General features: G+C 58.3%; 13 protein-coding genes. 5 read left to right on the top strand and 8 right to left on the bottom strand.

Annotation, left to right across the window (positions count from 1 at the left end; all coding sequences use genetic code 11):
• Positions 1 to 90: 90 nt before the first annotated feature.
• From EJA71_RS21640 to EJA71_RS21625, 4 genes are all read right to left on the bottom strand, one after another.
• Positions 91 to 1,041, bottom strand: a complete 951-nt coding sequence (locus tag EJA71_RS21640) for a LysR substrate-binding domain-containing protein (RefSeq protein WP_158959580.1) — start codon at positions 1,039 to 1,041, stop codon at positions 91 to 93.
• Between the two features lie 24 nt (positions 1,042 to 1,065).
• The gene (locus EJA71_RS21635) at positions 1,066 to 1,941 is read right to left on the bottom strand and encodes an alpha/beta fold hydrolase (RefSeq protein ID WP_158959579.1); all 876 of its coding nucleotides are present in this window, start codon (positions 1,939 to 1,941) and stop codon (positions 1,066 to 1,068) included.
• Positions 1,942 to 2,180: 239 nt separating this feature from the next.
• A complete protein-coding gene (locus EJA71_RS21630) occupies positions 2,181 to 2,639 on the bottom strand; it encodes a VOC family protein (protein ID WP_158959578.1) in 459 nt (152 codons plus the stop codon).
• A gap of 168 nt (positions 2,640 to 2,807) precedes the next feature.
• Positions 2,808 to 3,911 carry a sigma-54-dependent Fis family transcriptional regulator gene (locus EJA71_RS21625; RefSeq protein WP_158959577.1) on the bottom strand — a complete coding sequence of 368 codons (1,104 nt, stop codon included), beginning with the start codon at positions 3,909 to 3,911 and terminating at the stop codon, positions 2,808 to 2,810.
• A gap of 305 nt (positions 3,912 to 4,216) precedes the next feature.
• On the opposite strand from EJA71_RS21625, the gene EJA71_RS21620 reads away from it, so the two are divergent.
• The 4 genes from EJA71_RS21620 (at position 4,217) to EJA71_RS21605 (ending at position 8,439) form a co-directional block, all read left to right on the top strand.
• Positions 4,217 to 4,486, top strand: a complete 270-nt coding sequence (locus tag EJA71_RS21620) for a hypothetical protein (RefSeq protein ID WP_158959576.1) — start codon at positions 4,217 to 4,219, stop codon at positions 4,484 to 4,486.
• 101 nt (positions 4,487 to 4,587) lie between these two features.
• Positions 4,588 to 5,202 carry a LysE family translocator gene (locus EJA71_RS21615; protein ID WP_158959575.1) on the top strand — a complete coding sequence of 205 codons (615 nt, stop codon included), beginning with the start codon at positions 4,588 to 4,590 and terminating at the stop codon, positions 5,200 to 5,202.
• 205 nt (positions 5,203 to 5,407) lie between these two features.
• The gene (locus tag EJA71_RS21610; RefSeq protein WP_158959574.1) at positions 5,408 to 6,574 is read left to right on the top strand and encodes an aminotransferase class V-fold PLP-dependent enzyme; all 1,167 of its coding nucleotides are present in this window, start codon (positions 5,408 to 5,410) and stop codon (positions 6,572 to 6,574) included.
• Positions 6,575 to 6,630: 56 nt separating this feature from the next.
• Entirely contained in the window at positions 6,631 to 8,439 is a 1,809-nt protein-coding gene (locus EJA71_RS21605) for an aminopeptidase P family protein (protein WP_158959573.1), read from the top strand.
• Between the two features lie 48 nt (positions 8,440 to 8,487).
• Here the strand turns inward: EJA71_RS21605 and EJA71_RS21600 are convergent, their stop codons facing one another.
• Together EJA71_RS21600 and EJA71_RS21595 are read right to left on the bottom strand one after the other, a co-directional pair.
• The gene (locus EJA71_RS21600) at positions 8,488 to 9,084 is read right to left on the bottom strand and encodes a 2-hydroxychromene-2-carboxylate isomerase (RefSeq protein ID WP_158959581.1); all 597 of its coding nucleotides are present in this window, start codon (positions 9,082 to 9,084) and stop codon (positions 8,488 to 8,490) included.
• Positions 9,085 to 9,125: 41 nt separating this feature from the next.
• The gene (locus tag EJA71_RS21595) at positions 9,126 to 9,854 is read right to left on the bottom strand and encodes an SDR family oxidoreductase (RefSeq protein ID WP_158959572.1); all 729 of its coding nucleotides are present in this window, start codon (positions 9,852 to 9,854) and stop codon (positions 9,126 to 9,128) included.
• A 90-nt stretch (positions 9,855 to 9,944) separates the two neighbouring features.
• Between EJA71_RS21595 and EJA71_RS21590 the strand changes: the two genes are divergently transcribed.
• Positions 9,945 to 10,508, top strand: coding sequence for a TetR/AcrR family transcriptional regulator (locus EJA71_RS21590; protein ID WP_158959571.1), 564 nt, complete (start codon positions 9,945 to 9,947; stop codon positions 10,506 to 10,508).
• 1 nt (position 10,509) lies between these two features.
• Here the strand turns inward: EJA71_RS21590 and EJA71_RS21585 are convergent, their stop codons facing one another.
• Positions 10,510 to 10,791 carry a hypothetical protein gene (locus EJA71_RS21585; RefSeq protein ID WP_158959570.1) on the bottom strand — a complete coding sequence of 94 codons (282 nt, stop codon included), beginning with the start codon at positions 10,789 to 10,791 and terminating at the stop codon, positions 10,510 to 10,512.
• Positions 10,792 to 10,958: 167 nt separating this feature from the next.
• Positions 10,959 to 11,846 (bottom strand): threonine/homoserine exporter RhtA, encoded by an 888-nt coding sequence (gene rhtA, locus EJA71_RS21580; RefSeq protein WP_158959569.1) that lies wholly within the window; start codon positions 11,844 to 11,846, stop codon positions 10,959 to 10,961.
• Between the last annotated feature and the right edge of the window lie 278 nt (positions 11,847 to 12,124).

The following is a 12,124-nucleotide window of genomic DNA, read 5'->3' as shown; positions in this document are numbered from 1 at the left end:
GCGATGGCGGTGTGTCAGACAAAACAATGCTGACTGACCCACCGCGATCGCGAGCAGGCTCACTCCTACAGGGGGGTTGTGGTGTTTGGATTACAGGGACAAGCTTTTGAAATGCTCCTGCAAAAATTCCACACACGCGCGCAACTTCCCCGAATGCGCCAGCCGTGTCGGGTACACCGCCCAGACATTCGCGCTTTGGCTGTAATCTTCCAGCACCTGCACCAGCCGTCCTTGCTCCAGCAACGGCTTCACATCCCACAATGAGCGCAGCAACACTCCGCGCCCATCCAGCGCCCATTGCAGAACGATCTCGCCGTTGTTCGAGGACAACGGCCCGCTGACCCGCACGCTTTCCTGAGCGCCATCGCGATCCAGGTTCCAGATGCCGAAAGCGTTGTCGCGCTCCTTGATCACCAGGCAGTCGTGTTGTTGCAGTTCATCCAGAGTCAGCGGCGTACCTCGCCGTTGCAGATACCCGGGGGCGGCACACAGTACGCGGCGGTTACTGACCAAACGCCGGCCGATATGCTGACCGGGAATGTCATCGCCGACGCGGATCTCGAGATCGAAGCCTTCGTTGATGATGTCCACCACCCGGTCAAACAGGTCCAGGCGAATCTCCAGCTCGGGATAACGCTCGGCCAGCCACGACACCGCCGGCGCCACGTGATTGCGCCCGAAGCCGAAACTGCTGCAGATGTGCAAACGCCCACGCGGGCTGTCGTGGGCGTCGGAGAGTTCGTCGTGCAGTTGCTGGAAATCATCGAGAATGCGCAACGCCCAGCGCTGCACGCGTTCACCGTCCTCGGTCAGCGAGACCCGGCGACTGGTGCGGTGCAGCAGGCGAGTGCCGAGGGTGGTTTCGAGAATCTGGATGCGTTTGCTGACGTAGGCCGGGGACAGGCCCAATTCATCCGCCGCAGCAGCAAAGCCATTCTTGCGGATCACGGTGAGCAGCACACGCAGGTCTTCGGGCAGAGGCACGGTGTCTTTCTTTTGGGACATGTCAAAACGAACACTGGCGGCAGAAGCCGCCAGCATAGCATCGGGATCTGCCGTCTCAGTTCAGCGCAGAAAGGCCAGTGCTTCGGCAAGCAACAATTCGGGGACTTCTTCGGCGAGGTAATGGCCGGCGGGCAGGGCCTGACCAGTGACGTCCGTCGCCACTTGCTGCCATTCCTTGAGTGGATCGAAACAGCGCCCGACTGTGCCTTCCGCGCCCCACAACACCCGCAGCGGCAGATTCAGATGGCGGTTCGCGGTGATGTCGGCGCGGTCGTGTTCCAGATCGATGCCGGCGCTGGCGCGGTAGTCTTCGCAGATGCCGCGGGCGCTGCCCGGTTGTTGCAGGCAGCGCAGGTATTCAGAGAAGGCTGCATCGGTGAACGGCTTGAGTCCGGCACTGCGACTGCCCATCACGCTGCGCAGGTAGGACTCGGGATCCGCCTCGATCAGGGTTTCCGGCAACGGCGCCGGGCGGATCAGGAAGAACCAATGCCAGTAGGCGCGGGCGAACGCTTCGTTGGTTTGCGTGTACATCGACAGGGTCGGGGCAATGTCGAGCAACATCATGCGCTGCACGGCGGCGGGGTGATCGAGTGCAAGACGATGCGCCACCCGCGCGCCACGGTCGTGGGCGAGGATCGAGAACTGCGCGAAGCCCAGCGACTGCATCAGTTCGACGCCATCGCGGGCCATTTCGCGTTTGGAATAATTAATGTGTTGCTCATCGGCGTCCGGGCGACTGCTGTCACCGTAGCCGCGCAAATCGGCGGCGACCACCGTGAAGTGCTCGGCCAGTTGTTCGGCAATCTTGTGCCAGATCACGTGGGTTTGCGGGTGGCCATGCAGCAACAGCAGGCCCGGGCCGCTGCCGCCGAGGCGGTAGGCGATGTCGACGCCGTTGACGTGACGCTGGTCTTTGAGGAATCCGGCAAACATCAGACTGATCCTTTTTCAGGGTTCTTGTTGGATGCATCCTGAAATTGTCTGGCGTTCGGGGCAAGGCGCAAAGCGTGATGGGCAGGTTCATGAAGTGTGATTTGCCTTGTCAGTCAGGGCCTCTTCGCGGGCAAGCCCGCTCCCACAGGGTTTTGTGGTGTGACATAAATCGTAACCACACCAAGATCCCTGTGGGAGCGAGCTTGCTCGCGAAGAGGCCAGTCCAGACAGCGCAATTCTCAACCCTGCTGGAACATCTCCATCGCCCGCTGCCTGATCTGTTCTTCAGTCAGATCCTCCTTGCGCGAAGCCAGAAACCACAGATGCCCATAGGGATCCTTCAACGTCCCGCTGCGATCCCCGTAAAACTGATCCTTGACCTCGGACACGGTGGTCGCCCCGGCATCCAGCGCCCGTTGAAAAGATTTGTCGACATCGGTCACGTACAGATGCAAACCGACCGATACCGCTTGATCGGGGTTGCTCAACGGTCCTTGATCGCACGGCGAGCCGAGCATGATCGCGCTGTCGCCGATGCGTAGTTCGGCATGGCCGATACCGCCGTCGGGCATGGCCAAGCGCATGACTTCGGTCGCGCCGAAGGCTTTCTTATAGAAGTCGATGGCCTCGGCGGCTTTGTGAATGCCGAGATACGGGGTAATGCTGTGATACCCCTCGGGAATGGGTTTGACGCTCATGACGTTCTCCCTGATTTTTTGTTCTACGAGATAGGGCTTCTCCGGAAGACCGGAAGCATCACTATAGAACTGTCCACGCAGGCAGGATCTTCAGCCGACGAGCAGTCACTCGGGTCAGCGGTTAAGGGGCGCTACGCCATTACGACGATGCCTCGCACTGTAATCCGGTTAGATCGAGAGGTGGATAAGCCGCTCACCGTGCAGGTTCTCGTTCAGTCGCCGTTTGTTCACCGCCAGTTCGCCGATCTTGATCAGCCGCGTGCGGGTGACATTGCGGCTCAGTCCGAGCAGCGCAGCGGTGTGCACCTGGTTGTAATGACAGAAGCGGTAAGCGGCGCGCAGCAAGGCGTCCTCGACTTTTTCATGCAGAGCGCCGGCCTGTTGCGCGAAGAGTTTCTGGAAGGCTTTCTCCAGCAGCGCTTCCGGTGAGTCGTCAGTGCTGGCTTGATGATCGTCGGCACGCTCGATGCGCAAGTTCGATAGGCGCAGATCATCGCGCTCGATCACGCCATTGCGGCAAATCAACAGGGTGTGATGGATAACGTTTTCCAGTTCACGAATATTGCCAGGCCAGCTGTAGCCGCGCAGTTTGTGTTCGGCACCGGGGCTGATGCTGACGCGGCCATGACCCAGGCGCTGGCTGTAAACCTCAATGAAGTGCCGGGTCAGCGGCAGGATATCGCCGGGGCGATCACGCAGTGGGCTCAGTTCCAGATTGACCACATTGAGGCGGTAGTACAGATCTTCGCGGAAGTTGCCGGCATTGATCGCCTTCTCCAGTTGCACGTTGGTCGCCGCTAGCACGCGCACATCGATAGGGATGCTTTTGCGCGAACCAAGGCGCACCACTTCGCGTTCCTGCAAAACCCGCAACAGCTTCACCTGAATCGCGATCGGCAGATCGCCGATCTCATCGAGAAACAGCGTGCCGCCATCCGCTTCCTCGAACCATCCGGCCTTGGCACTCAGGGCGCCGGTGAACGCGCCTTTTTCATGACCGAATAATTCCGCCTCCACCAGCGACTCGGAGAAGGCGCCGCAGTTGACCGCGATAAACGGCCGATGCCGACGATGGCTCAGGTTGTGAATATGCCGCGCTACCAGTTCTTTGCCGGTGCCGGTTTCACCGATGATCAGCACACTGGCTTCGCTCGGCGCGACCTGCTGCAAGTGCGCGAGCAGCGCCTGGGATTTCGGGTCTTCGAACACTTGCGCGGTGGCGCGGATCGACGTCGCCAACGCGGGTGAGGGCGGCAGGGTCAGCAGTTGCATGGGCTCGTCCTTATAAGGAGGGATCTGGAACAAAACGTCGGCACCGGCAGCGTCTGATTCGGCCCCCCAATCGGCTGAATTACGGAGTTTGCAATCCGAGCAACAGTGCCAAGCACTTGAATCAATGTATAAAGGCTGATTGTTATTCCGTAAAAGAACGTTAATCGATATTTATAGATCGTTCGGAGATATAAGCATTTGCGGCCGATTTCCTGATAGCCACTATTGAGAGCGTTGATTTCTGCGCGAGCGAACGCGGGCGTAGCCTTTGTTCATCGACTACCACTGCTCGCCAGGACGCTCCCATGAATCGTTTGCTGACTGTTTCGCTGATGCTTGCTGTTTCTGTACTGGCCGGATGCGCCAGCCATGTTTCGCCGGAACTGCGCCCTTACACGGCTGAGGAGTCTCGCGAACTGGCGATGGAATCCCTGAACCGCAGTGGTTTGTCCTTCGATGAATACCACGCGAAAAAAGCCCAATTGCTCGGTCAGCCGCAGAAGACGTTCGGCTTCGACAGGCAAGGCGAAATGAGCGCCGAACGTGCCGTACAGCTGCACGGTCGCCCAAGCTGATTACAACTGTACTGCTTGAAGTTTTCCCCAACTGTCCGTGGGTTTGCCGGGCGGCGTGGGATAGGGTCAATACCTGAATGACCCTGACGGATTGCCGCACCATGACCCTCTCGCTCGATCTGCTGCTGGGCTTTGCCCTGTTTGCCCTTGTCACCTCGATTACGCCGGGGCCGAACAACACCATGTTGCTGGCATCGGGGGTGAATTTCGGCTTCAACCGCACCATTCCGCACATGCTGGGCATCACTTGCGGTTTCTCTGTACTGGTGGTGGCGGTGGGCTTCGGGCTGGGGGCGGTGTTCCAGACTTATCCGCTTCTCTATACCGTTCTGCGTTACGTTGGCGCGGCCTATCTCTTGTATCTGGCGTGGAAAATCGCTCACTCGGGGCCTGTGGGTGACAGTGTCGATGGCGAGGCCAAACCGATCAGTTACCTCGGCGCGGCGGCGTTTCAGTGGGTCAATCCCAAAGCGTGGATCATGGCCATCGGTGCCATCAGCACCTACACGCCGATGCAGGGCTATTTCACCAATGTGGTGATCATCGCTGCCGTGTTCGCCATCATCAACTTGCCGAGCGTTGGCGTCTGGGCCGCTTGCGGTACGTTGTTGCGCAATGTGTTGAAGGAGCCGCGCTGGTTGCGCGTATTCAACTGGGGCATGGCGGTGCTGCTGGTGATTTCGCTGTACCCGTTACTTCTCGAAAGCTTTAGCTGACGCATTGCTTCAACCACCGGCCTGATGCCTGTTAAGCTCGACTTCAGGAGCGTTCCTACGCACTTTTAAATGAAGTTGTTCTTCTTTAACGGCCTCCGATCAGGTATTGATGACGCTCTCGAACCGACGCGCAGCTCACAAGGCTGCGCTGTGCCGTTTGCAGACACGAGCCTCCTGATCCCGGAACACGCTCTGCGAGTCTTTTATGAACACACGTCCGCTGTATTTCGATTACGCCGCCACCACCCCGGTGGATGAGCGGGTCATCCAGGTGATGATCGAGTGTCTGGGTTTCCACGGTAATTTTGGCAATCCGGCGTCCAGCTCCCATGCCTTTGGCCAGCAGGCCCGGCACACGGTTGAGCAGGCCCGCAAACAAGTCGCTGAACTGGTGGGTGCCCAGGCCGAACAAATTGTCTGGACCTCCGGTGCCACCGAGTCCAACAACCTCGCTCTGAAGGGTGTCGCCCAGGCGCGTGGCGTCCCCGGCGGCCACATCATCACCAGTCAGATCGAACACAAAGCCATTCTTGATACCGCCCGCCAGTTGCAGGATGCCGGCATCGCCGTGACCTATCTGGTGCCGGACGCCGATGGCCTGATCACGCCGCAAGCGGTCAGTGAAGCCATGCGCGAGGACACGTTTCTGGTGTCGTTGATGCTGGTCAACAATGAGTTGGGCACGGTCAACGATATTCAGGCGATTGGCGACGTCGTGCGCAATCGCGAGGCGCTGTTTCACGTCGATGCGGCGCAGGGTGCCGGCAAAGTGGCAATTGATCTGGCGCAGTTGCCCGTCGATCTGATGTCATTCTCGGCACACAAACTCTACGGCCCCAAAGGCATCGGCGCGTTATATGTCGGCCCACGGGCACAGCAAAAGTTGCAGGCACAGATTCACGGCGGCGGTCACGAAGGTGGCTTGCGCTCCGGGACGTTGGCGACGCACCAGATTGCCGGGATGGGCGCAGCATTCGCCTTGGCTGCTGGCGCATTTGATGAGGAAAAGGGATCGATTGTCGCGTTGCGCGAGCGTCTGCTCGAACAATTGCTGAGTCTGCCGGGTGTGCGCCTGAATGGCAGCGCCAGTCAGCGCATTCCGCACACCTTGAGCCTGACGTTCAGCGAAGGCGAATTCAACAGCGCAGCGTTAAGCCATTCGATCGCGTTTTCCGCGACCTCAGCTTGTAATTCCGCGAGTAACGCACCGTCTCACGTGCTCCTGGCCCTGGGCCACGACGCTCGTTTGGCGGGGCGAACCATTCGCCTGAGCCTCGGTCGGTTCACCACCGCCGAGGACATCGACAAGGCTTGTGATCTGATCAAAACCGCCTGCGCCAGTGCTCCGGCATTCTGGGCGACAGGGCTTTAAATGAGCCGGATCAACGGCTACGAACAATAACGAATAAGTGATTAGCAGGAGACATGATGAGTACCCAGACCTTGACCGAAGGATCGGTGCCCCGGCGCCTGGCGCACACCCGCGAACTGATGCGCCGCGAAGGCATTCACGCACTGTTGGTGCCGTCTGCCGACCCGCATTTGTCCGAGTATCTGCCGGGGTACTGGCAGGGCCGGCAGTGGTTGTCGGGGTTCCACGGTTCGGTCGGCACTTTGATTGTCACTAACGATTTCGCCGGTGTCTGGGCTGACAGTCGTTACTGGGAACAGGCGACCAAGGAACTCAACGGCAGCGGTATCGAGCTGGTCAAGTTACAACCGGGTCAACCGAACCCGTTGGACTGGCTCGCCGAGCAGACGCCAGAAGGTGGTGTGGTTGCTGTCGATGGTGCGGTGATGGCCGTGGCCTCGGCGCGTACTTTAAGCAGCAAACTTGAAGCCCGTGGCGCTCGTCTGCGTACGGATATCGATTTGTTGCAGGAAGTCTGGAGCGATCGCCCGACGCTGCCGAATGCAGCGATCTATCAACATTTGCCGCCACAGGCGACCGTCAGCCGAGGCGAGAAACTCGCCAAACTGCGCGAAACCATGCAGGAACGTGGCGCTGACTGGCACTTCATCGCCACCCTCGACGACATTGCCTGGCTGTTTAACCTGCGCGGCGGCGACGTCTCGTTCAACCCGGTGTTTGTTTCGTTTGCCTTGATCAATCAACAGCAAGCCACGCTGTTTGTGGCGCTGAGCAAGGTTGACGCGGATTTGCGTGCGGTGCTGGAAGCCGAAGGCGTTACCCTGCGCGACTACAGCGAAGTCGCTGAAGCCTTGCGTGCAGTGCCAAATGGCTCGAGTTTGCTGGTGGATCCGGCGCGGGTCACCAGTGGTTTGCTGGATAACCTCGGCAGCGGCGTGAAGCTGGTCGAAGGCCTGAATCCGACGACCTTGGCCAAGTCGCAAAAAAGTGAAGCCGACGCTCAGCACATCCGTAAAGCGATGGAGCAGGACGGCGCGGCGTTGTGCGAGTTTTTCGCCTGGCTGGAATCGGCCTGGGGTCGTGAGCGCATTACCGAACTGACCATTGACGAGAAACTCACCGCTGCCCGTGAACGTCGTCCGGATTATGTCTCGCTCAGTTTCAACACGATTGCCGCGTTCAACGCCAATGGCGCGATGCCGCACTATCACGCCACCGAAGAAGAGCACGCGGTGATCGAGGGCGATGGTTTGTTGCTGATCGACTCGGGTGGTCAATATCTGGGCGGCACGACTGACATCACGCGAATGGTGCCGGTCGGCACGCCGACTGAAGAGCAGAAACGCGATTGCACGCGTGTGCTCAAAGGCGTGATCGCGCTGTCGCGAGCGCAATTCCCGAAAGGCATTCTTTCGCCGCTGCTCGACGCCATTGCCCGCGCACCGATCTGGGCGGAAAGCGTGGATTACGGTCACGGCACCGGTCATGGCGTCGGCTATTTCCTCAACGTTCACGAGGGGCCGCAGGTGATCGCCTATCAGGCAGCCGCGGCGCCGCAGACCGCCATGTTGCCGGGGATGATCACGTCGATTGAACCGGGTACTTATCGTCCGGGCCGCTGGGGCGTGCGCATCGAGAACCTTGCGATGAACCGCGAGGCTGGCAGCAGCGAGTTTGGCGAGTTTCTCAAGTTTGAAACCTTGACCCTGTGCCCGATCGACACCCGTTGCCTGGTGCCTTCGTTGCTGACTGAGGAAGAGAAACAGTGGTTCAACGCTTATCACGCCGAAGTGCGCGAGCGTTTAAGTCCACTGCTTGAGGGCGCTGCGCTGGAGTGGTTGAACGCGCGCACAGCCGCTATTTAATTGATTGCGCTCGGGCGCTGTTGCCAGCGCCCGAGTTGCGGCTTCGAACTAGATCTGGCGCAACGCCTCTTCGACGAAGTCCAGTCGATCCTGACCGAAGAACAATTGGCTGCCGACGAACATACTCGGGGCACCAAACACGCCGCGTTTAACCGCCGTCTCGGTATTGTCCTTGAGCGCAGCCTTGACTGACTCATCGTGAGTCAGCGCTAGAACTTCGTGTGGATCGAATCCATGCTCACTCAACACCAACGCGACGGTCTCTGGCTCGTCCAGCGCCCTGCCTTCAACCCAAAGTGCGGTGAACAGACAATCGATAAACGCCTGAAAACGTTCCGGTTGCTGAAGTTGGATGCCGGTGACGGCCCGCATCAACATCAGTGTATTGATCGGAAAGTGCGGATTGAATGTGAGTGGCACGCCATAGCGTTTGGCATAGCGATCCAGATCCTGAAACATGTAGCGACCTTTAGCCGGAATCATCGCCGGGGATGCGTTGCCGGTGGCCTTGAACACGCCGCCGAGTAGCATCGGGATGTAGATCAGATCACTGCCGGTTTCGGCGCAGATCTTTGCCAGTTGGGTGTAGGCCAGGTAAGTGGCAGGGCTCCCCAGATCGAAATAGAACTCCACGCTTTTTTTCATCATGCCGTACTCTCGTTATTGTTTTTCTCGGGGGGAAAGGTTTACCAGCGTTCGTTCCATGGGCGCAGATCCAGCTCGAACGTCCAGGCATCTCGTGGCTGGCTGTGCAGATACCAGTAGTTTTCGGCGATGTGCTCGGGGTTGAGAATACCGTCCTGATCTTTGGTGGCGTATTTCTCGGGGAAGCTGTTGCGGATGAAGTCGGTATCGATAGCGCCGTCGACGACCACATGGGCGACGTGGATATTCAACGGCCCGAGCTCACGCGCCATGCTTTGCGCCAGTGCACGGATGCCGTGCTTGGCGCCGGCGAATGCAGCAAAACCTGAGGCCCCGCGTAGCCCGGCGGTAGCGCCGGTGAACAGAATGGTCCCGCGTTGGCGCGTGACCATGCGTTTGGCCACTTCACGGGCATTGAGGAAACCCGAGAAACAGGCCATTTCCCAGATCTTGAAATACTTGCGAGCGGTTTCTTCGAGAATGCTGCAAGGCACGTTGGCGCCGATGTTGAAAACAAATGCTTCGATCGGACCGAGACGAGTTTCGATGTCTTCGATCAGTGCAATGACGTCTTCTTCTTTACGCGCATCGCAGGCGAATCCATGGGCTTCGCCACCTTCGGCTTGAATCGACTCGACTAACGGTTGCAGTTTCTCGGCAGTGCGCCGGGTGACGCAGGCGACAAATCCTTCCTTGGCAAAGCGTTTGGCAATCGCTCCGCCTGTGGCATCTCCCGCGCCGACAACCAATACGACCTTCTTGTTATTCATGGTAGATCCCTTTGGTAAACGATCGTTAAGTGAACGAACGTTATGCTAGGATCAGAACAACGTCAAGGCGCTCAGATCAAGGTCAATTCCATGCGTTACTCCGCCAGTCACAAGCTTGAAACACGCGAAAAATTGTTGCAGAGCAGCGCTTTGTCCGCCAAGAAAGCCGGGTTTTCGACGGTGGGTGTGGACGGTTTGATGAAGGCCATCGGCCTAAGCGGTGCGGCGTTCTACAGCCATTTTTCGTCGAAGGATGAATTGTTCACGGCCATCGTCGAGCGCGAGTTGTGCCAAAGCCTTGAGCGATTGGGCGGGGAGGGCACACAAGACCGTGAGCGGCTGGAGCGCTGTCTCAAACACTATTTGAGCATGGCCCACGTCGAGCAACCGGAGGCCGGCTGTGCGTTGCCTGCCTTGGGCGCAGAAATCGCTCGATCTGGCGATGAAGTGCGTGAGCAGGCACAGCTATGGATTTGTCGGCTTCAGGAGAGTTGGGCGCGGATATTGGGGAGCGACAGCCTGGCGTGGTCAATTCTTTCGCAGTGCGTCGGCGCATTGGTGGTAGCGCGCATGCTGTCCACGCCGGACATTCAGCGCACCGTGCTGAAGTCCAGTCATGAAGAGATCGGTCGCCAGATGGCCGAGCCGCGCTGACTTATTTACAGATGACGATCATGCTGCGGCTCGTGTAGCCGGCCGGGTTGAGGCCGAACGGATAATCACCGGGCTCTTCCACGGCGTCACCGGACTTGGCGATAACCTTGTAGCCCTTCGGAGCGCAAGAGTTGGCTGCGCTGGCGTAACACTTGTCCCAAGAGGACGAAAGCCCCGAGCAGTTGATGTGCAACCCTTTCTTCCCGCGTTTTACCTGAGTTTCCGAGGTCGCCGCACAACCCGCAATTGCCAATATGGCGATCAGTATCAAAAATCGTTTCATTACCGTCCTTATAGCAGCGCGAGTCTGTCGCTCGGGTCTGCAAGTGTTCGATCGCGCGTGAAGCGTTCTGATATCCGTATGCGAAAAAATCCATGTCTGGCACTGAGTTAGACGACTAAACATGGCCTAAATAAGCGCCAATTGCCAGACCTTCGTCAAATCCTGTTTCAATCTGCCGCAATGGCAGGCTTGGCGGCACTGCCCATGGTCAGGGTTGCGCCAACAGAGGCCAGAATAATGCACATGATCGCCATCCATTGTGACAACGTGAGGTATTCCTGCAGGAAAAGCAGTCCCGATAGCGCACCGAATGCGGGTTCGATGCTCATCAAGGTTCCGAAGGTTCTTGCAGGCAGGCGCGTGAGGGCGACCATTTCCAGGGTATAGGGCAGGGCGGTGGACAGGATGGCGACGCCAATGGCAACCGGGATCAGTGAAGGTGTCAAGAGAGCAGCGCCGGCATGCACGATGCCGATCGGGGCAACAAACAGTGCTGCGATCATCACGCCCAAGGCTGCAGTGGTCACTCCATTGTCTGCGCCGGCTTTCTGGCCGAACAGAATATACAGCGCCCAGCAGACACCAGCGCCCAAAGCATATCCGGCGCCCAGCAGATCGATCCCCGCAGTGGTTGCTCCGGTCGGAATCAATAGCCACAAACCTGCGGCGGCCAGAGCGATCCAGAGAAAATCGATGGCGCGACGGGACGAGTAAATAGCCACGGCGAGTGGCCCGGTAAACTCCAGGGCGACGGCGATTCCCAAGGGAACTGTGCGTAATGACATATAGAAGAGGAAATTCATCCCTCCCAGCGCCATCCCGTAAATGATCACCGTACGCAGCGATTTGGCGGTCAGCTTGGCTCGCCAAGGGCGCAACAGTAACAACATGATCACGCTGGCGAAGATCAGACGCAGGGTGGTTGTCCCTTGAGCGCCCACTATTGGAAACATGCTTTTGGCCAGAGAGGCGCCGGACTGGATTGATGCCATGGCTATTAATAGCAGGCCAACCGGAAACAGCATTGAGGCAAGAGAGCGGGGTTGGGCAGTCATTACGTGGCGTCGTCCAAGGTAGGAACATGATCATTGTTTTAGGTGTTGGGCAATATACTGCGCATTCGCTCATCACGCGTCTATATATAGGCACGGTTTTTACGGAATCGATAGAAAAGCGAAATTAAAGGTTGACGGCAGATTTGAGATCTCTATAATTCGCCCCACTTCCGGCGCAGTCGAAACGGAAAACTCCTTGAGATTCAATGAGTTATGCAGGTTTCGGCAGTAGGTTGCTTCAGTTCATCGAGGCCAGAAGGGAGTTGAAAAAGAGGTGT

Origin of the sequence: Pseudomonas sp. PB106, from assembly GCF_009764645.1 — a bacterium.
Classification (GTDB): Bacteria; Pseudomonadota; Gammaproteobacteria; order Pseudomonadales; family Pseudomonadaceae; genus Aquipseudomonas.
The sequence above is the reverse complement of the archived record's forward strand: the minus strand, read 5'-3'. Positions and strand labels throughout refer to the sequence as shown.

Bases quoted from the DNA above. Each gene is read 5' to 3' on its own strand.
- EJA71_RS21640 (WP_158959580.1), bottom strand. From the start codon at position 1,041: ATGCTGGCGGCTTCTGCCGCCAGTGTTCGTTTTGACATGTCCCAAAAG.
- EJA71_RS21635 (WP_158959579.1), bottom strand. From the start codon at position 1,941: ATGTTTGCCGGATTCCTCAAAGACCAGCGTCACGTCAACGGCGTCGAC.
- EJA71_RS21630 (WP_158959578.1), bottom strand. From the start codon at position 2,639: ATGAGCGTCAAACCCATTCCCGAGGGGTATCACAGCATTACCCCGTAT.
- EJA71_RS21625 (WP_158959577.1), bottom strand. From the start codon at position 3,911: ATGCAACTGCTGACCCTGCCGCCCTCACCCGCGTTGGCGACGTCGATC.
- EJA71_RS21620 (WP_158959576.1), top strand. From the start codon at position 4,217: ATGAATCGTTTGCTGACTGTTTCGCTGATGCTTGCTGTTTCTGTACTG.
- EJA71_RS21615 (WP_158959575.1), top strand. From the start codon at position 4,588: ATGACCCTCTCGCTCGATCTGCTGCTGGGCTTTGCCCTGTTTGCCCTT.
- EJA71_RS21610 (WP_158959574.1), top strand. From the start codon at position 5,408: ATGAACACACGTCCGCTGTATTTCGATTACGCCGCCACCACCCCGGTG.
- EJA71_RS21605 (WP_158959573.1), top strand. From the start codon at position 6,631: ATGAGTACCCAGACCTTGACCGAAGGATCGGTGCCCCGGCGCCTGGCG.
- EJA71_RS21600 (WP_158959581.1), bottom strand. From the start codon at position 9,084: ATGAAAAAAAGCGTGGAGTTCTATTTCGATCTGGGGAGCCCTGCCACT.
- EJA71_RS21595 (WP_158959572.1), bottom strand. From the start codon at position 9,854: ATGAATAACAAGAAGGTCGTATTGGTTGTCGGCGCGGGAGATGCCACA.
- EJA71_RS21590 (WP_158959571.1), top strand. From the start codon at position 9,945: ATGCGTTACTCCGCCAGTCACAAGCTTGAAACACGCGAAAAATTGTTG.
- EJA71_RS21585 (WP_158959570.1), bottom strand. From the start codon at position 10,791: ATGAAACGATTTTTGATACTGATCGCCATATTGGCAATTGCGGGTTGT.
- rhtA (WP_158959569.1), bottom strand. From the start codon at position 11,846: ATGACTGCCCAACCCCGCTCTCTTGCCTCAATGCTGTTTCCGGTTGGC.